We start from the raw sequence: 20,723 nt of genomic DNA on the forward strand, positions 1-20,723 counted from the left end.
CACTGCCATTCCGGCCAGATATACTGCTTCCCGGCCTTGATCATTTGGAAATTTGAGTATTGTTTTTTTCATATCTTCCCATTTTTCCTGATCGGGCCTTCTTTTGTCACCTCACTTTCTCAATTGGTAAAACACGAGATATTTGTTTCCCTGGGGGACAACCGCCATTCCGTCTGAAAACATTGAGTATGAAGGAATCACTGGACCGGAAATGGCACGTGAATGTTCGACCTCAACGCGAAAGACTGGAGGAATGACATATTTCCCCTGGGTGTTGATATAGCCAAACTTCTTTGAGCCGGCAGGAGAGACCGCTGCCAGTCCTTCAGAGAAGTCAGTGATACAGTCAAATGGTTTCAGGTTTTTAAAGGCAACTTTACCATTTAAATTGATAAATTGTGGTGGGCGTTGTGGGTCAAAATAATTTGGGCGTGTTTGAGCAAACCCGTCCTGAAATTTTCCAACGAGCCGGTCTGGGATCGGTTTGATAACGGTTTTCCCCGTTTTATCAATGAAGTAAGTCTGGAGGAAAGAGTTTAATACCCATAGGCGGTTTTGTCGAAAACCGGTTGATTGTTCATCTTCAAGCATTGTAAGCGGACGAACAAAATTCCCTTGATGGTCAATCCACCCGGTTTGAGAGTTGTTGTCCACAATTGCGACTCCATCTGAAAATGGATGGGCATCGTCAAACTGGGGCGGAATCACCATTTTCCCAGTCAAATCAATATAGCCAAATTTTTTCCCGGTCAATTCAGAAGAATAATAGAGTTCCGGTTCAGAAAGGCCGCCTGGCGGAAGCACCTCAACGGCGCAGAGCCCCTCTGAGAATCCCTCGGTCCGTGGGCCAAACTGAGGCGGAATAACCAGTTTTCCAGTACGGTCAATAAAGCCAGTATACCCATCAATCGAGACTCTGAAGAGATGGTCGGGAATTACAGATGAGCGGCTGGATTTTTCCTGGCTACCAGGTTCAATGGATGATGAGCCTGATTGAGCGAAAATCGAACTTTCTGATTGAGATTGACACCCAATTGTGAAACAAAGAATGAGGTTTACAATTGGTAGGTAATATTTTTTCATATTCTTGTCCTTAAATTGGAAGATTTGCCAGACACGGCTCTGGTCAATCCCAGCATCGTTTTCCGTCTGGGCACTTCCAGACGTATTTCCCGGTTTTGTCAATGTACCCAATATTGTCGCAAGCCAGACCATTGATAAATGGAGAGAAATTCTGGTTGCTATGGCTGTCCTTTTCCGGAGTGATCGCTCTATTTCCTTTTTTATCAATGAAATAAGATTCTCCGCTTTTCGAAACAAAGGCTAGATCATCAGAAAATGAAGAGGCGTTATCAAATTGAGGCTGAATCACAAATTTCCCCGTTTTATTGATATAGCCATATTTTCCCTTTTTCAGCGCAACCGCCAGTCCTTCAGAAAAATCTGAATAAGCTGGAATTGTATCACCTATAATATCGTCAGGCCCTTCTGCTGGCTCGAATTCCAAAATCTGCGGGATAGCAAACTTGCCAGTTCGGTCAATGTATCCATATCTTTTTGATTCTGGAAGGGAAACGGCTGCAAGCCCTTCTGAGAAATCCGAACAATGGGGAAGCAATCCCAAATATGGAAAGACAAACTGTCCCTTTTGGTTAATGAACCGATAGGTTTGGGTTCTCCCGATATTTCCCGATTCCGCCTGGGCAAATCCCTCAGAGAAATGATAATAACTAACACCCGAACGAGGTTTGATTACGATATTTGCTTTCCGATCAACAAAATAACTTCCTGTGTCATCATTGATAAGCTCCAAGCCATCGGGGAAACAGGTATACAATGGAGCTAATTGTAGTGGAGTTACATACTTCCCATTTCGGTCAATTTCACCATAGTTCCCATCAACTTCGACAATAGCAGTTCCTCCTGAAAAGAAATCTGCTTTTGTAAATTGTGGCGGAATGACCATTTTCCCTTGCAGGTCAATGAATCCGATTTTTGATGGTTTCATCGGGTCAGGATCATGGACCTCGACCGCACACAACCCTTCTGAAAAACTGCGTGAGTTGGATCCAAATTGTGGCGGAATAATGACTTTACCTGTGCGGTCAATATACCCACAACTGCTGCCTACTCTAATTCGAAACAAATGATCAGGTGGTTCTTTCGGAAGTTCAGGTGCTGGAGGGGGAGCTGGTTGAGAAGTAGCAATTGGCTGTGATTTGATTGGAACTGGTTGCACCTGATGAGATTGACAGTGCTGTCCCTGACTCAACAGGCAAAGAAAAATACATCCCATGAATGCTTTCATGAAAACCTCCTTCAAGATTGACCTTGACCATTTTATAAATTCGCGGGTTGTTTAATCAGGGAAATAACACGTAGTGCGGTCAGGGCATTTCCAGACATATTTTCCTGTCTTGTCAATAAAGCCAATTTTATCGTGGGCCAACCCGTTTCTAAACTCGAAGAAAAACCCATCACTTCGGCTATCAATTTCTGGAATAATTACAGGGTTTCCCTTTTTATCAATGAAATACGACTGATTTCCTTTTCGGACAAAGGCAACGCCTTCAGAAAAGGGAGAGACGTAATCAAATTGGGGTTTGATCACAAACTTGTTGGTTTTATCAATAAATCCCACTTTCTTCCCATCTGGCGTTGCTAAAGCCAGACCATCGCGGAAAGCACGATAATCACTAAATCCAGGCAAGAATTCTTCTTCAGTCAAGGTGAGTATATAAGGAATGACAACTCGCCCTGTTTTATCCACATATCCATACTTATTTGTTCGAGTGTTGAGAACTGGCGCCAACCCTTCAGAGAATCCATAGGAAAATTCAAGATGAGGTTGAAGCTTAAAAAGTACTTTTCCTGATGTATCAATGACTTCAGTTGGAAGGTTACTGTCACCCGGAGGGTTAACAATGGCAACGCCTTCCGAAAATGGTAAATAACGCCAGCGCTTTTTTCCTTGAATTTTCAGGTTCCCCTGTAAGTCAAGATATTGTGCTCCTTTATCTCTTGGCCAAATCAGGACAAATCCTTCTTGTGCATCTTCAGGACATATTCGGGAAATGGGAGGAATAACAAATTCTCCAGAGTGGTCAATAAACCCAAAATCATTTCCTATGCTGACAACAGCCAAACCATTTGAAAACCTACGGGCATAAGTAAACTTTGCCGGGATAACTAACTGTGTTTTTAGATTGATATACCCAATACCAGAATCTCTTGAAAGCTTTACCGGGCATAGTCCTTCTGAAACCCCGCCCATCTGAGGTTCAACATATGACGAAGAGATTTTAATCCTGCCAGTACGATCAAAAAAAGTTAAAAAACCATCCATTTCCACTTTAAATAAATGATCAGGAACTGGTTGTTCTTGAATCAATGACTGGTTCTTTGGTTCTTCCTTTGGATGTGTTGGTTGTGGCTTGACTGGAGGTGGTTGCACTTGATGAGATTGACAATTCATTCCCAGTAGGAACAAAAGAAAAAAGCTCGATTTAAGGAATAGATTCATATAGTTAGCCTTATAAAAATTCGACTGTCACGAGGACATAGTAAAATGTGTTCTGGTTTGCCAGCGCAGTGCAAAATCGATCAAAGACAGCTTGTTTCATCGTCTGGCAACCGGCTGAACCTGTGCTGTTGCTACCCCCCCGGTGAAAATAGAAAGTATAAAAGGCATTCAACCTGTCCCGAAACTTAATCGGGTCATTTTTATCAAATCTTCCATCATGATTTGAATCACGTTCAGCGTAGATATTTTTTGTTGACCTTAAAATATTATAATCGGGGTTTTTGATTGGGTCGTTTTCTTCTAGTATTCGTTTGTCATTTTGGATAGGGCCAAACCTACCTGTCTCTCGATGAAACACTTTAGAATATTGATAGATTCCGTCCGGGACACGCCCCAGATCATTTATTCCGTCACCATCAACATCATTACCTTCGCCTCTCTTTGTACGGCTCCCTTCATACCGGGAGGAAGGCTCGGTGTTGCTCTCGAAGATTCGGATGTTGTTGATAACATTTTTTTCTTTCCACATCACCATCGTCAAATCGTCATAGATTCCCCGTCCGGCGTTGTCCCGAGTATTGTTCTCTCTTCGCAGGCTCATGATGACTTTTTTCCCATTATCCAGGTCCCTGAGCGGGCCGGTGACATCCCCTTTGGCTTTTTCCTTGATATAGCGCAGGCAAATCCGGAAGCGCTCGTTGTCGTCTACCATTCGGCCAAAATCGGGTTTTCCTGATGGCAGAGGCGGGTTTGAGCTGGCCAGTTCCACAATTTTCAGAAAAGTAGAGGAAGCCGGGCCAATCGTGGAGGTCTGCGGCAGTTTGTACATTTCCTGAATGCGATGAATCATCATCATCGTGTAGCCGTCATTCCCATTGCCGTTGACAATTAAATCTGCTCCAAAATGTCCTTTGAAATGGCCTTTGGCATACACCTCACGCAACAGCCATTGCACCTTGCGAACTTCAGTCTCCTGGTTTTGACCCTTGTACCCAATTGAGCCATTGAGTTCGGGAACGATGACTTTCTTGCCTTCAGCCGTACGGATTTGAATCTGACGCATTACGTTTTTCTCCGGTTAAATCAAAATCACAAGTTGACCAGCATCTTCTTTTGAAAAAAGCTCAGGCGGGTTGTTTCAGTGCCTGATCCTTTTGTTGATTCCACCGTTGTCGAAGTTCAAGCAGTGGGTCCGGCGTAAATTGCAGGTTGCTTACGGCTTCTTCGTCAATCGGAGGATTGTCGGGCCAGATAACTGAACGGGCAAAATGAATGATTTCCCGAACTTCGGCATCAGTATATGGAAAGCGCCCCCCATGGTTGGCAAAGCTGATTTCCGGGTGACTCAGGTAATAGTCAAAGGCTACTTTCAGCACATCCAGTTCCTGAAACTGAACCGCGCATCGTTTCATTTTTTCAATGATTGACCGGTATTTGGTCACGTCAGTTGGGGCTTCGGTATGATACTGAAAGTACCCAACCGTTACCATTTCCAGGTAGCGATCAAAAAAAGTATTGCGGATAATCATAAATTATTGACCTCATTTGTTTTAAGAAAATATTTTTTGGCGTGCGGATGATCTTTATCCGCCAACATTTCCAATTACCACCTTGTCAGAACCAGTCATCAAAACACTGCCGTGTGAAATAGCGTCACCGACGCGGGCAGCAAGTTTACCTTCAACGATACAGCCCGGAGCGCCCGTCACAATCACGCCGCCACAAGCCAGGGCGTCAGAAAGTCGGGCTTGAAAGTTCCCATCCGTGATAGTTTGTTTGGCCGCTGTCACAATGACTGATGGATCCGTATCGGTATCAAGGCTGAGTCGCGACGCATGCAGTGGTTTCGTGGTTGTTCCCATAAAGGCTGGCAGGTCTCCTTATTCTCATTTAGCTATTCCTTAAGGCAAGAAGCGCGCCAAACCTGTAATAATTGTAGAATCAAATAAATAAGAGGAAATATCAACTGACGAGATGGAGATTTAAATCCAAATTGACAGGAAAAATTAAATTCAATTTGAAGGGAAACCCGGCTTCAAACTGGTTTTTTCCTGAAACCTGGGAAAAAAGTGCTTGACTCTGGAGTAAGGTACAGGGTTTAGACTGTGGGTGTTGAAAGGAGAGCTGATGTCAACAGACTCGGCCCTTGAGGGCCGGACTTGAGTCGTCAAGCCACGACGCCATCCTGACGGATGGCCGGTGTGGGGAGATTGGTTCAAGCTCCAGTTGACCAGACCCCCGTGCAAATCACGGGAAACGATTGGGAAGAATCGATAGGTACCAGCGAATGCCGCCTCAGTTCGCTGCACTACGGTGACCGGTTAAACCCAGCATGGGAGTCAGTGCCAGTGCCGGTCACGGTAAACCTTCCCAAATCCGGTCGAGAGGATGTCGAATCCGGTCGGCGGTCACAGTCAGACCGGTACGCACTACCCGATGCAAATCGGTGTGTGATGTATTCTCTTTACATCACATCGAGGGCGGGAAGGGCTCGTTCTTCCCGCTTTCGTATCAACTCAAAAAGGAGCGGCGTTTCCTCCCGGCCCAGCCAGGACCGGGTCTCCACGCCGAAGATAGGATGAAAACCAGTCAGTTGGCACGAGCCGCCCAGGTCAATATTGAAACCGTTCGCTATTACGAACGCTCCGGATTGCTTCCTGAGCCAAAACGCCGGCAATCAGGCTACCGTGAATTTTCCGAACAGGATCTGCAGCGACTCAAGTTCATTCGTCGAGCACAGGAGCTTGGGTTTTCGCTTCGAGAAATCAAAGAGCTGCTCTCACTTCGGGCTGACCCCAGCGCGGATCGGGCTGAAGTCAAACAACTGGCCGAATCCAAAATCAGCGATATTGAAGCGCGGATCTGTGATTTGATACGGCTCAAAGCGACACTTCAGGACCTGTCAAATCTGTGCGATGGGCACGGCACCACCGAAGATTGTCCTATTTTGCACGTGATTGATGGCAGTCTGGGTCTAAACTTAATTTTTTCAAATGAAAGGGAGTACCATATGAGCAACGCACACACTGAAACATTAACCATCGAAGGCATGAGCTGTGGACATTGTGTCCGGGCCGTCGAAAAATCATTAAAAAACGTGACAGGTGTTGAAGTCCATCAGGTTGCAGTTGGATCGGCTGAGATTTCCTACGATCCAGCCCAGGTGTCACGCGAAACGCTGGCCCAGGCAATTGATGATGCCGGTTTTGAACTCAAATGAAGCAAATTATGAGTTATGAATTATGAAGTATGAAGCCGTGAAGACTTTACCATCCACAGAATACAGTCCAATCAATGAACCTGGGCACATTCGTGACGCAGGGGATGTGCAAACCGAGACCTTTCCAGTGCTGGGAATGACTTGCGCTGCCTGTGTTCGCCGGGTCGAAAAATCAGTGGCGAAAATTCCCGGAGTGCATCAGGTTGTGGTGAACCTGGCTACCGAACAGGCAACCGTGGCTTTTGATCGGAATCAGGTGAACCTGGCCGACATTGTTTCGGTCGTGCGTGATACCGGTTATGACGTCATCGAACCTGCCTCAGCCGAAACTGATCAGCGAGCCGAAGTTGAAGAAGCAAAACAACGTGAAACCAGCCAGTTGCGGAATGCACTTCTGCTGGCTGCCGGGCTGACGCTGCCTTTGTTCTTCCTTGAAATGATTCCGATGCTCATTCCGCCACTCCATCACGCCCTGATGCGCATTGTTTCAATGCAAACGCTCTGGTATCTGTCATTTGTGCTGGCCAGTGGAGTTCAGTTCGGGCCTGGGGTTCGATTTTACCGGAAAGGCTGGGCGGCGCTCCGTTCAGGCAGCCCGGATATGAACTCGTTGGTGATGATCGGCACCAGTGCGGCTTTTGGGTACTCCGTAGTGGCGACTTTTTTTCCAGGCTGGCTGCCACCGGGCACCACCCACGTTTATTATGAAGCCTCAGCCACAATTATCACGCTGGTTTTGCTCGGGAAATATTTTGAAGCCGTGGCCAAAGGGAAAACCAGTGTGGCGATCAAGCATTTGCTGGCGCTCCAACCGGCTGTGGCCCACGTGGTGCGCGGCGAGAAAGAATTTGATCTTCCGGTTGAAAAAGTACTGGTCGGAGACCGGCTCAATGTCCGTCCAGGTGAGAAAATCCCGGTGGATGGCCTGGTGGTTGAGGGGAAATCGTTTGTTGATGAATCTATGATGACCGGCGAATCACTCCCGATTCAAAAAGAGCCGGAAAGCGTCGTTTTGGGTGGGACTGTCAACCAGAACGGAAGTTTCCAAATGCGGGCTGTCCGGGTTGGTGCTGACACCATTCTGGCACAAATCATCAAAACCGTGGAAGCGGCGCAAACGTCTCGACCACCAATTCAGGCACTGGCTGATCGAGTGGTGGCGGTGTTTGTACCGGTGGTGCTGGTGATTGCCGTACTGACGTTCCTGGTCTGGTACACGTTTGGCCCAACGCCATCGCTTTCATTGGCACTGGTCAATGCCGTGGCCGTTTTGATCATTGCCTGTCCATGTGCCATGGGACTGGCAACGCCGACTTCGATTATGGTCGCCACCGGAAAAGCTGCCGAACTTGGCGTGTTGTTCCGCAAAGGCGATGCGCTGCAAACCCTTGGTGAAGTTGACACCATCCTGTTTGACAAAACTGGAACACTGACCAGTGGCAAGCCCCAGTTAACTGACCTGGTGCTGTTGCCAGGCTGGGAACGGCCCGAGGTTTTAAAGCTGGTGGCTTCGCTTGAAGCCCGGTCAGAACATCCGATTGCAGCCGCGATTGTTCAACATGCTCAGGCCAGCAACCTGGAACTGATTCCAGCCCACGCTGTTGAAGCCGTTCCAGGGTTTGGGATTCAGGGAACAATCGGTGGATATCAGGTCTCGGTCGGCGCTGATCGCTGGATGACGAAGCAGGGGATTTCAAGTGAAACGCTGGCCCAGGTCGCCGCCCGGCTGGCCGGTGAAGGGAAAACCCCACTCTTTGCCGCCATCAACGGCAAACTGGCTGGAGTTCTGGCGGTGGCTGATCAGATCAAGCCCACCACACCCGAAGCCTTGAACCGATTGCGCCAGAATGGATTGCACATGGTGATGGTGACCGGAGATAACCAGCACACAGCCCAGACAATTGCCCGTCAGTTGGGAATTTCAGATGTCGAAGCCGAAATTCTCCCGACTGGAAAAGCTGAAGTCGTCAAGAAATATCAGGCCCAGGGCCGCACCGTGGTGTTTGTCGGAGACGGTATCAACGATGCTCCTGCGCTGGCTCAAGCTGATGTCGGGTTGGCCATCGGCACTGGAACCGACGTGGCGATTGAGTCAGCCGAAGTGGTGTTGATGGCTGGGGACCTGCTGGGGATTGTCACCGCCGTAAGGCTGTCGCGAGCCACGATGCGCAATATCCGGCAAAATCTGTTCTGGGCGTTTTTCTACAACGCGTCGCTGATTCCAGTTGCGGCTGGGATTCTGTTTCCATTCTTTGGAATTTTGCTTTCACCAGTCCTTGCCGCTGTGGCGATGGCGACTTCGAGCGTGTTTGTGGTGACAAATGCTCTGCGGTTGAGGAAGTTTGAGTCAGTCCGTGGTCGGTAACCAGTGGAGTTTTTGTCAGAAAGGGAAATAAAGAGTTGAAAAAAGACCGATTTAAGCCCAGGAACTGGGCGAAATAATGAAAGCCACGGGTGGAGCGGAGCGGAATCCGTGGAAAACAGAATCAGCGGGGATGGATTCCACCGCCATCCAGGTTCCGTTGGCCTGTGAGGATGCCACGGACTCCATTTGCTGACGCTCATTCCGCCCGAGGCTTTAATTATGCCGCCCAGTTCCTGGGCTCAAACCCACTCTTTTTTCTAACTCTAAACTTGCATTACTTACAACTGGCCACATTGCTGGGGAATCTTCAACTTTCTTTTGTGGCCGATGGACTCCGAGGCCGGTCAGGACCTGTTCCAGCACTGGCAGCATCGTCGAAACCCGACGTGCCCGGATGATCAGATCCCACAGCGGTTCGAATTTTTTCCAGCCTCCGGCATAGGCGACGTGTCGGATTTTCTCTCGTAAACCAGGCTTGGTGGCGGCACCCTGAAAGATCGAACTCCAGCGGTAGAAGTTTTGGTACGCCCTCCAGTAGCCGTCCTCAAGCTGCTGCGCCGAAAGTTTTGCTGGTCGAAAGACGACGTGCCGGGTGTCAAAAAGATCCCAGTTGGAATGGAGCATTCTGCCTTCGGCTTCCATTCGCTGGTAAAGAGCGGTTCCAGGATAGGGTGTTAAAATATGAAAGGTTGCGGTTTCGATACCTTGTTCAATTGCCCACTCGACGGTGCGGTCAAAGACGCCGGGGTCATCATCATCCATCCCAAACACAAAACTCCCGTTGACCATAACTCCCTGATCGTGCAACCGACGAATCGCCGCTGAATAATCGCGGTTGAGATTTTGGGGTTTTTGCTGGTCCCGAAGATTCTTCTGGCTCAGGGTTTCAAATCCGACAAAGAGGCTCCGGAGCCCCGATGCAACTGCTTTCTCCAAAAGGGCTGGTCGCAAGACTGACTGAACCGTACCGGCGGCCTGCCAGAGCCGGTTCATGCCACGCATGCCTTCAAACAATTCGGTGGCAAATTTGACGTTTCCAAACAGATGGTCATCCAGAAAATACAGGTGGCGTCCGGGGAGGCGGTCAATTTCGGCGAGCGCATCGTCTACGAGCTGCGTGTAAAACCCTTTCCCCCCAGCAAAAAACGCTTCTTTGTAACAAAAGTCGCACGAATGCGGGCAACCGCGTGAAACCACAATGGAGTTTGGTACCAAATACAGGTGGCGTTTGATCAAATCACGCCGAATCGGAGGAATTCCGAGCAGGGAGCGTGAGGTTGACTGATACACCGCTTTTGGGGTTCGAGCCCGGAAATCTTTTAAAAACACTGGCCATGTGTCTTCTCCGGGTCCGAGAAAGATCGTGTCGGCGTGTTGGGCAGCTTCTGCTGGAAGGGAAGTAACGTGCAACCCGCCCAGCACCACATAGGCGCCTCGGGCGCGATAGTGATCGGCAATTTGATAGGCACGGAAAGCCGAAGTGATATAAACCTGAATCACCACCAGATCTGGTGAATCAGTCAAAGACAGCGTTTCAACATGTTCGTCCTGGATTTCAATCTGATCATGTTCATCCAGGTAAGCAGCCAGCGTTGCCAGCCCAAGTGGTGGAAAGAGTGAATATTTGATGGGACGAAAGAGTGGGCTTTTGGCTTCGGTTAAAGCCGGGAGGATCATTTTGACTTTCATCGGCAGGATCTCCAACGGAAGCGAGTGGTCAAAGTTTGAATGGTTCCGAAGTGAATTCACACAAGGTGAAATTTGATAAATCACTTTATAATTTAAAGTTCTTTTCCAAGTCAACCTTAAATATGTGTCCCCATTCAAATTGTCCTGCCAGTTCGTAGCCAGTAGTCAGTAGTCAGTAATGCCAGTGAAGGGTTGAAGTGTTTTTTGGTTTTCATCCCGCAGGGATGGAGTCAGGTAAGCCGGTGGTCAGCGTCGCTTTGGGCACGCCACCACCGGATGCGGGTCATCTCCAATCCAAAATCCCCCGCCCGGCCAGCCGCCGCCTACGGCGGCGGCTGGCCGGGCGGGGACAAGGTGGGAAATGGCCCGAATTACAGTGCTCCTTCGTGTTTGAGCAACCACTCTTTGCGGTCGAGTCCTCCGGCATAGCCAGTCAGTTTGGAATTTGATCCAATCACGCGATGGCAGGGCAACACCAGCGCCACCGGATTTTGTGAATTGGCCATTCCGACAGCGCGGCTGGCGGTTGGTCGGCCAATTTTCTGGGCAACTTCACCGTAGGACATCACTTTCCCCGCCGGAATCGTGCGCAAGGTTGACCAGACTTGCCGCTGGAATGGCGTCCCGCCGGTGTTGACCGGAATCTGTTCCAGGCTCGTCAAATCACCGTCCAGATATGCCCGAATTAGATCTGAAAACCCGTTGATATTGGGTTGGCGAGTGAGGGTGAACTTTCCAAAGCGCTTTTCAAGCAGTTGCTGTGTTCGCTCCTTGCAGCTTTCAAAATCAAGTGCACAGAGCGCGGTTCCGTCAGAGATAATCACAATCGTTCCAATCGCGGATGCAATTTCATCAAAATACAGTTCAGTCATGGCTGAAAAATCCTTTCAAAACCAGGGTTCAGGGTTTTCGGAAGGGATGAGGGCTGAAGGATGAGGGATGAAAAAATCACCGTGTCATCTTGTCATTCTGTCAGCAGGTCATCCGTTCAGGGTTCAGGTCAAAATCAAGGTTAGTCTGTCACCTTGTCACCTTGTCATCTTGTCACCTTGTCACCTTGTCACCTTGTCACCTTGTCATCTTGTCACCTTGTCACCTTGTCATCTTGTCACCTTGTCACCTTGTCACCTTGTCAGTCTGTCATCTTGTCAGTCTGTCACCTTGTCATCTTTCGGGTTCCAGAGGTACATCGTGGCGTAGGCCCGCCAGGGTCGCCAGATTTCAGCGCGTTCGGTCACTTTTTTGGGGTCAAAGTCCGGGTCGAGTTGTTCCAGCGCGTGCTTGATTCCCAAATCACTGGCTGGAAAGGCATCGGGTTCGCCCAACGCCCGCATCGCGATGTAGTTGGCTGTCCAGGGGCCGATACCTGGAAGCTGGCAGAGTTGTTCGACGGCATCTTCAAGTGTTTGAAAACTTTGAAAGAATGCTGGCTGATCAACAACTTTTTGGGCAAGCGCCGAAATCGCCGCCGCACGGGCTTGCGGGAGTCTGATTTGAGTCAGGTCAGCGCTGGCCAGAACTTCCGGTCGTGGAAATGTGGCCAGCAGAGGACCAGAAAGTTCAGCCATGGTTTCGGACAGTGGCGTTCCAAACCGTTCGACAAGCCTTCCCGCCAGCGTGGTGGCCGCCTGGACGCTGACTTGCTGACCCAAAATGGCCCGGACTGCGAGTTCAAATTCATCCCAGGCACCCGGCACCCGGAGTCCTGGCTGGCTTTCGACCAGCGGGTGCAACACCGGGTCGGTTTGAAGGTGGGCTGTGATTTCGAGAATGTTGGCATTTAGATCAAAGAGCCGCCGCAGACGCTCAACAATATTCGCCAGCAACTTAACTTCAGGAAAATAAATAGTTGCCAGCAAATGTCTTTGACCAGCAACTGGTTTGACCTGCACCAGCCCTTGCTGACCCGCCAGCTCAATCGTCCGACTGTAGCCAGCTTCCGAAATGCTTTCGATCCCAGCCGTTGTCCGCGCCGACAAAAACCGCACCAGTGCCGGCCAATCATACGGCTGAGCAAACGGAAGCTTAATTGTAATGCCCGTCCCAGGTGAAAATTCATGGTCCTGCTTATCCCGTCGAAGATCCCGCGGTGAACGCTGATAGGTCTGGAGCATCGCGTCATTAAACCGACGAATGCTGCCAAACCCCGCCGCAAACGCGATTTCAGTAATTGGCAGTTTCGTTTCATCCAGCAGTTGTTTCGCAAAATGAATCCGCCGTGTTTGGGCGACTGTGATTGGAGACGCGCCCAGGTAGCGTGAAAACAGTCGGCGCAGGTGGCGGTCTTCGACGCCGAGCTTGTCAGCCAGATGCGTGACGCTGCTCTCATCCAGCGCCCCGTCGGCAATCAACCGGAGTGCCCGATTGACGGTGGCTGAAATGCCGGGTTGCAGCGCCATTCCAGGGGCGACCTCCGGACGGCAGCGCAGACAGGGCCGGAACCCGGCTTCCTGAGCCGCCGCCGCGCTTGTGTAAAAAGTACAGTTCTGTTTCTGAGGCGTTATCGCCGGACAGATCGGACGACAATAAATTCCGGTGGTTCTGACCGCCGTGAAGAACTTTCCATCAAACCGCGCATCGCGCGACTTCAAGGCTGTGTAGCAAATTTCTGGATCGAGGTTCATATTCATCTTGTGTGTAGCCAATCGTGAGGACCAGGGAGTACAGTGGCAACCTTCTGATTGCCAGCTTTTGTTTCGATGTCAGAGTTATACTCGATTTCCTCTCAAGAAACTGGCCATTTTCGGACCTGTAAGCTTTGGAGTGCGAGGACTTGACACCGCTTTTCCCAAAGCAGGGTTCGGGGTTCGGGGTTCTGGGTTCGAAAACCATAAAATATTATAATTTCCAACGGTTTAACTTCCTAAAAAGATGAAGGAGCAATAAATGTGGTGATGAAAAATGTACCAGGTGACCTTCAGTTTCTTGAGCACAAAGGGTGCCGGCTTGCCTTTCGTGTTTCTGGAACTGGAGTGCCGGTGTTGATGATTCAAGGGGTAGCTGTTCACGGAGACGGCTGGATCCCCCAAACCAAAGGACTTGCCGATCAGTTTCAATGCCTGTCGTTTGATAATCGTGGAATGGGAAAAAGTCAGCCGATTGCGGTTCCACTGACTGTCGAGCAGATGGCTGAAGACGCTCGGGTACTGGTAGACGCCCAGGGGTGGAAAGATTTGCACGTGGTTGGGCATTCGCTTGGCGGTCCAATTGCAGTCCAGTTTGCGCTCACCAATCCGAAACGGGTGCGAAGTCTTTCACTGCTCTGCACGTTTGCACGTGGAAAAGACGCGGCTCCGCCGACGCCGTGGATGATGTGGGTGGGGATGCGAACCCGCCTGGGAACACGACGTCAACGACAACGGGCATTCTTACAACTGGTGATGCCTCCCCAAGCCCTGGCCGATACCAATCAAGATGTTCTGGCCGAAGAACTTGAACCACTGTTTGGACATGACATCGCCGACCAGCCTCCGGTGACGATGAAACAACTGGCGGCCATGCGCGCCTATGACGCCACTTCCCGATTGGGAGAGCTTTCAGGCATCCCTACGCTGGTGGTCAATGCTCGCCACGACCCGATTGCCCCACCCAAACTGGGCCAACGGCTGGCAGAAGGAATTCCGGGAGCTACATTTGTTGAATTGACCGATGCTTCGCACGGCGTGACTATTCACCAGGCAGACCGAATCAATGCTATGTTGCGCGAACATTTTCTCAAGGCTGACTCAAAATGAGCTTGGAACATTGAGTGAAAAAACATAAACCCAAATAGGAATTGATTTTATGACCAAAGCACTTCTTGTGATTGACCTTCAAAACGATTACTTTCCTGACGGAAAATTCCCTCTGTGGAATACCGAAGCGGTTCTCAACAACATTGAGCAGGCGATTTCCAAAGCCAGTGACCAGCAGATTCCGGTGATCATCATTCAACATATTGCCAGCAGCGAGCGGGGAATTGCCCCCTTTTTCAACCAGGGAACAACCGGCGCCGAGGTTCATCCCCGGATTCTGGCTGCCGCGCCTGATGCCCCGATTGTCGTCAAGGAATTTGCGGATAGTTTTGTCAAAACAACGCTTGAGGAGACACTTTCACAGCTTGGCGTCACTGAACTTCTGGTATGCGGGATGATGACCCAAAACTGTGTGACCCACACCTCCATTTCAAAATCAGCTGAAAAATATCAGGTTACGATTTTGCCTGACTGCTGCACGACGGTGAATGAAATGCTCCACAACATCGCTTTGCATGCTGTCTCAACTCGGGTTCCACTGGTTCCATCAACCCAGGCGCTTGGTTAAATTTGGAGTGCGAGGACTTGTCATCGCTTTTGTTTCCAGCGACTTGTCGCTGATTGGTTTGCTCACCGTGGCGACAAGTCGCCCCAAATGAAAGCGCTAACTGTGTCAGCGCACTCCAAAGATACTTCTCTCAAAGGCTGAAGCTGGCTGACGATTATGAAAAGCTCAGAGCACATTTCAGATCTTATAACCGACCGAATTGCTGCTATTTATAACCGACCTTTACCGTTTGGCGGTACACCGGATTGTGTTGAAACAATCCTCCATTGTTATCACGAATTGTGGGCGGAAATTCATGATAAAAAAGACGAGTACACATCAGTCAGGCGAAAGATTTATGCTGAGCAAGACTGTGGCTCAATGGGCTTTACCTTTCGATATAAGCAGCTCAACCAACGGGCAACAACCGATGAGGTTGCCACATATGCTGTTGGCCAATGGCAGCGTATTTCCCAGGAGCTTGGTATCCCAATTTCATGCAATCCAGCCAGCGGAGGCGATCAAAGAAGAGACAAGTCTGCGCCTTTCAGCTTCCTCTCCATCGAAAAATAATTGACCACCAGTTTGGTAAGACAAGATCCGGTTTTCTTTGAAAGGGATTCCGCTTGCCGGGATATCCCCAGTCATTCTGCTTGCCAGAGATGAACTATCTCCCTAATATCCCTCCGCGAACCCAGCATTCGCCAGCCAAGACACATTCTTCCCCTGCTCTCCATCCTGATTCGGAAACAATGCTGGAGACACTTGTTCAACAGGCAACAGCCAAAATGCGTTCACCACAGGGCTTTTTTCTGTTCCAACCAGGGACAAAATCTGATCACTGAGGTATGAACAGGCCGTCAAAAGGCATCAGGTAAAGGAAGACATTTCAATGAAGTTTGGTCCAGATTTCCATGCCGAACATATTCTTGCCGACGGTACCGGGATTGAACTCCGGCATATTCGTCCTGAGGATGCGCATGAACTCCGACGTGGGTTTGAGGCACTCTCACCTGAGTCCCGTTTTCGACGGTTCTTGACTCCACTGCAAAGCCTTTCAGATGAAATGCTCCACTATTTGACCGAAGTGGATGGGTACAATCACGTTGCCATCATTGCGGTTACCGGGTCGGACGACCTGAAGACCGAGCGCGGGATTGGGATTTCACGGTTTGTTCGATTAGAGCAGGAGCCTACTGTGGCTGAAGTGGCAGTAACGGTTCTTGATGGTATGCAGCACAGAGGGCTGGGGCGGTTGTTGCTTGAAACACTGGCGAAAGCAGCCAAAGAACGAGGCATCGAGCATTTTCGGGCTGAGGTTCTGACGTCAAATGAACTGGTTCGCCATGCCCTCCAGGATGCTGGAGCGGTTGTGGTTGCTGACAATGGAGATTGCCTTACGGTAGATATTCCCTTAAATCACACGAACTCAGATGATCACATTGAAAATGAGGAACAACTCCATCACAAATCCGCGCTCCAGCGGTTGTTGCGGGAGGCGGCTTCCTCGATGGTGGACCTCATCCGGAGCCACCGGCTGCCGATGTTGTAACCCGATTAGGGTTCAGGGTTTGGGGTTCAGGGGTTTCGAATTCTTTTTTGTCCTTTGCGTCCTTTCGGTCCTTTTTGTCTTTTCCAAAACAAAGGACGCAAAAGACACCAACCTTGAATCCTGGTTTTCAAACCCTGAACCCCGAACCCCGAACCCTGAACCCTAAATGGCATAACCTGAAGGAAAATCAGAAGATGCAACCGCATTCCATTGAAAGAGAAACCTCTCTGGTTGGTGAATATGATCCCTTTGTTAGAGGTCTGTTTCCGGTTGGAGTGAGAACAATTCAGGCACTTGATTCGGCTCGGAATCGCCTCTTTCCCTGTGAAATCTGGTATCCAGCAACAGCCCGGCATGCTGGTCAGGATCTGGCGACCGAAACGCAGGACACCTTTCCACTTCCACAGATCAATATTCCACGGATTCAAAGTGCGGTTCGTGATGCTGGTGCCCAACCAGGTGCGTTTCCGCTGATTCTTTACTCTCATGCGGGTGGCGGACATCGGCGGGCAGCGACGTTTCTGTGTACTCACCTGACCAGCCATGGGTATGTGGTTGCTGCACTGGACCATTCCGAAACTTTATCCCAGGAACTGGCACGCAGGGAAAGCGAGACGGAGGAGCAAAAGACCCGGCGCTGGGAAGTGGTGATTTCAAACCGCGTTCCGGATGCCAGGTTTTTGCTTGACTCTCTGTTGAGCCAAGGAACGGAACTGAATCTTGATCCCAACCGGATTGGCATTGTCGGGCACAGTTTTGGAGGCTGGACCGCTCTGGCACTGCCTGATGTGGATGAGCGCATTCAGGCGGTCGTGGCACTTGCGCCGGGCGGCGCTTCGAATCCCAAACCAGGAATTCTTCCGTTGACGCTTGCTTTTGACTGGGGGCGCGATGTCCCGACCCTGTATCTGGTGGCGGAAAATGATGTTTCGCTCCCGCTGGCCGGAATGTACGAACTCTTTGACCGGACTCCGGCTCCGAAACAAATGGTGATCTTACGCCGGGCTGACCACCTGCACTTTATGGACCACGTTGAGGAAATCCACGAAGCTGTTCGGAAGATGTCATTTCCAGGAGAACTGGCCTGGCTTCCGAAAGAAATGCAACCGATAACCGAACTTTGTTCCGGAGACGAGGCCCACCTGTTTGTACGTGGGCTGACGCTGGCGCACCTCGACGCCCGGCTCAATAGGAATGAAGCCGCGCAACGGTTTTTGCTCAGCGATTTGGAAGTTGACTTTGCCCAGCGGGGCATCACGGTGATGGTGCATCAAACCAATTCATTTCAGAGTGGCAAAACGAAAGAGGAAACACTATGACATCACATTCCAGTGATTCACTTCGAGACCGACGGCAGCAAGCCGTGCAACGTCACATAGATGCAGAAAACAACGCCGACCTGGACGCCATGATTGCCAGCTTTCACAGTCCCAGATATGAGGTTTTCCCAATGGGCGCGGTTTTTGAAGGGGAACAGCCCGTTCGGGACCTGGTTGGCGGTTTAGTGACCGGTTTCCCGGATTTTCATTTTGAACCAATCAAATTTCACCACGCCGATGACGCTGTGATTGTCGAAGCCCAAATGACAGGTACTCATCAGGCAGACTGGGCAGGGATTCCAGCCAAAGGAAAAAAACTGGTGTTGCCACTGGTCTGCATTTTTGATTTTGAAGAAGATCGTCTGATGAATGAGAAAGTGTACTTCGACTTTGCCGCGGTTCAGCGCCAGCTTGGCGGCTGAAATAGTAATCAATCGGTGAGATTAACTTTTTTCGAGTGTATTTGTGGCTGTTGATCAGGATGATCTGAGTATGTGTGTGCTTTCAAAAAACCGTTCCTGTCTGGTTATTGGGTCACGAAACGCCAGCGATTTGGCCAGGAGTTTCAGCGGTTTTGAAAAGTCATCTTCTGCCATCGGAATGATTTCCGGGTAGAGGCTGTCATTTTGAATCGGAATCCCAAGTCCCGTCAGATGCAGGCGAAGTTGATGTTTTTTGCCGGTTCGTGGCCCTAACTCATAGAGCGCCAGGTTGTTTCGCCGTTCAAGTTGATCAATCCAGGTTTCGGTATTTGGTGGGCCGTCAACTTCCTGCATGCGAAAAAAAGGTTCGCCGGTGACAATTCGGCTGTGTCGGATCAGAGGAAATCGGAGTTCTGGGTGAAGTGCGGCGAGTGCGTGGTAGACCTTCTCAATGTTTCGGTTTTGAAAAAGCATCGTGTACTCAGTTCTGGTCGCCGGATTGATCGAAAACAGAACGAGTCCCGCCGTTTCCCGATCAATCCGATGGAGTGGCACCAGCGACTCCAGATTCAATTTTTTCTTGAGCCGGACAAGCAACGTTTCCTGCAAAAATCGCCCGGCTGGAACCACGGGCAAAAAATGTGGCTTATCTGCAACCAGAAGATGTTCGTCCTGAAACAAGACCGTTTCAGGAAACGGGATGTGAGGCTCGGTTTCCAGTTCCCGGTAGTAGAAAATGCAGCTTCCAGCGGAGTACGGGCTTTTCGCATCCAGGCAGCGCCCGGTTTCATCCACGACCTGTCCTTTTGCCATTCGTGAAAGCCACGTCGCTGGCTCGACTTCAGGAAATTGATCCTGCAAAAAATCGAAGAGTGTTTTCCAGTGACCGACCGGCAGCCATTTTGAACTGGGGCTGACTCCGTCAACCATCGGAAGTGGTGATTTCAACGCCGTTCCTCCAGTTTGGAAATTCCAGGAAAGAGCCAGAAAATGAGTCCTGGAATTTCAAATTCTCTCAAGCGAGTTTACTCCATAGTCGGAAAAGCCACTCGCCCAATTGTCTTGTCAGATGGAAAATGGGTTTTCACCAGTGATCGGAAATCACGCGACCATATGTGCCATTTTCAATGAACAAAGGATTTTCCAACCAATGAATTTAAAAGAATTAATCCCACTTGGGATAACCGCCAGCAAATCAACCCGAGTAACACGTGATTTAACTGTAGCCCATTTTCATGACGACATGCCCGAAGTGTATGGCACGCCAATGATGATTTACCTGATGGAAGTGGCTGCCACCGTGGCGATTCAACCCTTTTTACCTGACGGCTGGGTATCGGTTGGGTATGGCGTTGACATCAAACATCTGGCGGCCACGCCGGTCGGCATGCACGTGACTGCTCGTGCCGAAGTGATCGATGTTTCAGAAGCATCGGTCACCTTTACTGTTGAAGCCCACGATGGAACCGAAAAAATCGGTGAAGGGAAGCACATCCGAGTCCCAATTAACATTGAGCGCTTCAACCGCCGGATCAAAGCCAAAGATGACGCCCGGAAGAAGAAAGAAGAATGAAGAAACCATTTAGTGATTAGTGATTAGTGGTTAGTGGTTAGAAATCAAGACCTTCGAAGAACCCGTAACCCGGACAAGATGACCAACTGACAAGGTGACAAGTGATTTCTTTCATCCCTCATCTCTTCCGAAAACCCGGAAGCGCGGAACCCGGAGTTACCAAAACGTCCCCTGCCTGATTTCCATTTCCTGGCTGCAGGTTCCACCATCAACGGGGCGCAAGATGAAGGCAAACTGAATGTCTTTTGAGGCTGCCTGGGTGAGTGCATATTCGATTCGTTCAAGTTCACCCAGGAGGCTGGTCGTGTCGGATTCCTCGGTGTAAAGGTGGTTGATCAGCGTTCGAGTGGTGACCAGGCCATCCAGCGCATTGTGCCAGGTCATTTTGTCCCCGTCCAAATCATCCAAAAACCCAAACCCGGTCATTCGTTGAACGCCAGCCTGATCGCACAGATCATCGAGATTTTTCAGGTTCTGAAAAATGGCCTCACCTGTCAACCAGGTATCAATATTTGGGTCTTCGATCCTGCGATTGTAATAGGGTACAACTCGAAAGCGATGAACGGTGAGTAAGAGTTTTCCAAACATCCACCCAAAAAAGCAGGCGATCAACAGGCTGAGCAAAGTTGAAACAATCAGTGAACTGGTTGCGAGTTTTGAAAATTGATCTAAACCTTTGTTTTGTATATGTTAGAAGATATGAGAACTCGAGTCTCAACATACCAAAACAAAGGAGTAGATCGATGGACGTATCATCGCATAACCCCCAACCGACGCCA

The 20,723-nt window shown here is 49.7% G+C and carries 20 protein-coding genes; 9 read left to right on the forward strand and 11 right to left on the reverse strand.

Annotation, left to right across the window (positions count from 1 at the left end; all coding sequences use genetic code 11):
- Window positions 1-111: 111 nt before the first annotated feature.
- The 6 genes from HY774_25065 to HY774_25090 all read right to left on the reverse strand — a co-directional run bounded on the left by HY774_25065 (window position 112) and on the right by HY774_25090 (window position 5,385).
- On the reverse strand, window positions 112-1,083 hold the full coding sequence (locus tag HY774_25065; protein ID MBI4751767.1) for a WG repeat-containing protein: 972 nt from the start codon (window positions 1,081-1,083) through the stop codon (window positions 112-114).
- Window positions 1,084-1,126: 43 nt separating this feature from the next.
- Window positions 1,127-2,308, reverse strand: coding sequence for a WG repeat-containing protein (locus tag HY774_25070; GenBank protein ID MBI4751768.1), 1,182 nt, complete (start codon window positions 2,306-2,308; stop codon window positions 1,127-1,129).
- 51 nt (window positions 2,309-2,359) lie between these two features.
- Window positions 2,360-3,523, reverse strand: a complete 1,164-nt coding sequence (locus HY774_25075) for a WG repeat-containing protein (protein MBI4751769.1) — start codon at window positions 3,521-3,523, stop codon at window positions 2,360-2,362.
- A 10-nt stretch (window positions 3,524-3,533) separates the two neighbouring features.
- Window positions 3,534-4,586, reverse strand: a complete 1,053-nt coding sequence (locus tag HY774_25080) for a hypothetical protein (protein ID MBI4751770.1) — start codon at window positions 4,584-4,586, stop codon at window positions 3,534-3,536.
- Window positions 4,587-4,647: 61 nt separating this feature from the next.
- Window positions 4,648-5,052, reverse strand: a complete 405-nt coding sequence (locus HY774_25085) for a hypothetical protein (GenBank protein ID MBI4751771.1) — start codon at window positions 5,050-5,052, stop codon at window positions 4,648-4,650.
- Window positions 5,053-5,106: 54 nt separating this feature from the next.
- Window positions 5,107-5,385 (reverse strand): PAAR domain-containing protein, encoded by a 279-nt coding sequence (locus HY774_25090; protein ID MBI4751772.1) that lies wholly within the window; start codon window positions 5,383-5,385, stop codon window positions 5,107-5,109.
- 716 nt (window positions 5,386-6,101) lie between these two features.
- On the opposite strand from HY774_25090, the gene HY774_25095 reads away from it, so the two are divergent.
- Together HY774_25095 and HY774_25100 are read left to right on the forward strand one after the other, a co-directional pair.
- Window positions 6,102-6,743: a MerR family transcriptional regulator gene (locus tag HY774_25095; GenBank protein MBI4751773.1), complete on the forward strand. Its 642-nt coding sequence runs from the start codon at window positions 6,102-6,104 to the stop codon at window positions 6,741-6,743.
- Between the two features lie 22 nt (window positions 6,744-6,765).
- On the forward strand, window positions 6,766-9,108 hold the full coding sequence (locus HY774_25100; GenBank protein ID MBI4751774.1) for a copper-translocating P-type ATPase: 2,343 nt from the start codon (window positions 6,766-6,768) through the stop codon (window positions 9,106-9,108).
- Between the two features lie 213 nt (window positions 9,109-9,321).
- Here the strand turns inward: HY774_25100 and HY774_25105 are convergent, their stop codons facing one another.
- The 3 genes from HY774_25105 to HY774_25115 all read right to left on the reverse strand — a co-directional run bounded on the left by HY774_25105 (window position 9,322) and on the right by HY774_25115 (window position 13,427).
- On the reverse strand, window positions 9,322-10,797 hold the full coding sequence (locus HY774_25105) for a B12-binding domain-containing radical SAM protein (protein ID MBI4751775.1): 1,476 nt from the start codon (window positions 10,795-10,797) through the stop codon (window positions 9,322-9,324).
- 371 nt (window positions 10,798-11,168) lie between these two features.
- Window positions 11,169-11,669, reverse strand: coding sequence for a methylated-DNA--[protein]-cysteine S-methyltransferase (locus HY774_25110; GenBank protein MBI4751776.1), 501 nt, complete (start codon window positions 11,667-11,669; stop codon window positions 11,169-11,171).
- 276 nt (window positions 11,670-11,945) lie between these two features.
- On the reverse strand, window positions 11,946-13,427 hold the full coding sequence (locus HY774_25115; protein ID MBI4751777.1) for a helix-turn-helix domain-containing protein: 1,482 nt from the start codon (window positions 13,425-13,427) through the stop codon (window positions 11,946-11,948).
- Window positions 13,428-13,691: 264 nt separating this feature from the next.
- Between HY774_25115 and HY774_25120 the strand changes: the two genes are divergently transcribed.
- From HY774_25120 to HY774_25145, 6 genes are all read left to right on the forward strand, one after another.
- Entirely contained in the window at window positions 13,692-14,531 is an 840-nt protein-coding gene (locus tag HY774_25120; protein MBI4751778.1) for an alpha/beta fold hydrolase, read from the forward strand.
- Window positions 14,532-14,580: 49 nt separating this feature from the next.
- Window positions 14,581-15,099, forward strand: coding sequence for a cysteine hydrolase (locus HY774_25125; GenBank protein ID MBI4751779.1), 519 nt, complete (start codon window positions 14,581-14,583; stop codon window positions 15,097-15,099).
- A 156-nt stretch (window positions 15,100-15,255) separates the two neighbouring features.
- Window positions 15,256-15,651, forward strand: a complete 396-nt coding sequence (locus HY774_25130; GenBank protein ID MBI4751780.1) for a hypothetical protein — start codon at window positions 15,256-15,258, stop codon at window positions 15,649-15,651.
- Window positions 15,652-15,970: 319 nt separating this feature from the next.
- Window positions 15,971-16,630 (forward strand): GNAT family N-acetyltransferase, encoded by a 660-nt coding sequence (locus tag HY774_25135; protein MBI4751781.1) that lies wholly within the window; start codon window positions 15,971-15,973, stop codon window positions 16,628-16,630.
- A 194-nt stretch (window positions 16,631-16,824) separates the two neighbouring features.
- Window positions 16,825-17,949: a dienelactone hydrolase family protein gene (locus HY774_25140; GenBank protein ID MBI4751782.1), complete on the forward strand. Its 1,125-nt coding sequence runs from the start codon at window positions 16,825-16,827 to the stop codon at window positions 17,947-17,949.
- Window positions 17,946-18,371: an ester cyclase gene (locus tag HY774_25145; protein MBI4751783.1), complete on the forward strand. Its 426-nt coding sequence runs from the start codon at window positions 17,946-17,948 to the stop codon at window positions 18,369-18,371. Before HY774_25140 ends, HY774_25145 begins: the two co-directional genes overlap by 4 nt.
- A 54-nt stretch (window positions 18,372-18,425) precedes the next feature.
- On the opposite strand, the gene HY774_25150 is transcribed toward HY774_25145, so the two are convergent.
- Complete coding sequence (locus tag HY774_25150) at window positions 18,426-19,301, reverse strand: pseudouridine synthase (GenBank protein ID MBI4751784.1); 876 nt, start codon at window positions 19,299-19,301, stop codon at window positions 18,426-18,428.
- 220 nt (window positions 19,302-19,521) lie between these two features.
- On the opposite strand from HY774_25150, the gene HY774_25155 reads away from it, so the two are divergent.
- On the forward strand, window positions 19,522-19,944 hold the full coding sequence (locus HY774_25155; protein ID MBI4751785.1) for a thioesterase: 423 nt from the start codon (window positions 19,522-19,524) through the stop codon (window positions 19,942-19,944).
- A 156-nt stretch (window positions 19,945-20,100) separates the two neighbouring features.
- On the opposite strand, the gene HY774_25160 is transcribed toward HY774_25155, so the two are convergent.
- The gene (locus HY774_25160) at window positions 20,101-20,568 is read right to left on the reverse strand and encodes a hypothetical protein (protein MBI4751786.1); all 468 of its coding nucleotides are present in this window, start codon (window positions 20,566-20,568) and stop codon (window positions 20,101-20,103) included.
- Window positions 20,569-20,723: the final 155 nt, after the last annotated feature.

Source organism: Acidobacteriota bacterium (assembly GCA_016208495.1).
Classification (GTDB): domain Bacteria; phylum Acidobacteriota; class Blastocatellia; order Chloracidobacteriales; family Chloracidobacteriaceae; genus JACQXX01.

Bases quoted from the DNA above. Each gene is read 5' to 3' on its own strand.
- HY774_25115 (MBI4751777.1), bottom strand. From the start codon at position 13,427: ATGAATATGAACCTCGATCCAGAAATTTGCTACACAGCCTTGAAGTCG.
- HY774_25140 (MBI4751782.1), top strand. From the start codon at position 16,825: ATGCAACCGCATTCCATTGAAAGAGAAACCTCTCTGGTTGGTGAATAT.
- HY774_25090 (MBI4751772.1), bottom strand. From the start codon at position 5,385: ATGGGAACAACCACGAAACCACTGCATGCGTCGCGACTCAGCCTTGAT.
- HY774_25145 (MBI4751783.1), top strand. From the start codon at position 17,946: ATGACATCACATTCCAGTGATTCACTTCGAGACCGACGGCAGCAAGCC.
- HY774_25135 (MBI4751781.1), top strand. From the start codon at position 15,971: ATGAAGTTTGGTCCAGATTTCCATGCCGAACATATTCTTGCCGACGGT.
- HY774_25155 (MBI4751785.1), top strand. From the start codon at position 19,522: ATGAATTTAAAAGAATTAATCCCACTTGGGATAACCGCCAGCAAATCA.
- HY774_25070 (MBI4751768.1), bottom strand. From the start codon at position 2,308: ATGAAAGCATTCATGGGATGTATTTTTCTTTGCCTGTTGAGTCAGGGA.
- HY774_25125 (MBI4751779.1), top strand. From the start codon at position 14,581: ATGACCAAAGCACTTCTTGTGATTGACCTTCAAAACGATTACTTTCCT.
- HY774_25080 (MBI4751770.1), bottom strand. From the start codon at position 4,586: ATGCGTCAGATTCAAATCCGTACGGCTGAAGGCAAGAAAGTCATCGTT.
- HY774_25085 (MBI4751771.1), bottom strand. From the start codon at position 5,052: ATGATTATCCGCAATACTTTTTTTGATCGCTACCTGGAAATGGTAACG.
- HY774_25150 (MBI4751784.1), bottom strand. From the start codon at position 19,301: ATGGTTGACGGAGTCAGCCCCAGTTCAAAATGGCTGCCGGTCGGTCAC.
- HY774_25065 (MBI4751767.1), bottom strand. From the start codon at position 1,083: ATGAAAAAATATTACCTACCAATTGTAAACCTCATTCTTTGTTTCACA.
- HY774_25110 (MBI4751776.1), bottom strand. From the start codon at position 11,669: ATGACTGAACTGTATTTTGATGAAATTGCATCCGCGATTGGAACGATT.
- HY774_25105 (MBI4751775.1), bottom strand. From the start codon at position 10,797: ATGAAAGTCAAAATGATCCTCCCGGCTTTAACCGAAGCCAAAAGCCCA.
- HY774_25075 (MBI4751769.1), bottom strand. From the start codon at position 3,523: ATGAATCTATTCCTTAAATCGAGCTTTTTTCTTTTGTTCCTACTGGGA.
- HY774_25120 (MBI4751778.1), top strand. From the start codon at position 13,692: ATGAAAAATGTACCAGGTGACCTTCAGTTTCTTGAGCACAAAGGGTGC.
- HY774_25095 (MBI4751773.1), top strand. From the start codon at position 6,102: ATGAAAACCAGTCAGTTGGCACGAGCCGCCCAGGTCAATATTGAAACC.
- HY774_25130 (MBI4751780.1), top strand. From the start codon at position 15,256: ATGAAAAGCTCAGAGCACATTTCAGATCTTATAACCGACCGAATTGCT.
- HY774_25100 (MBI4751774.1), top strand. From the start codon at position 6,766: ATGAAGTATGAAGCCGTGAAGACTTTACCATCCACAGAATACAGTCCA.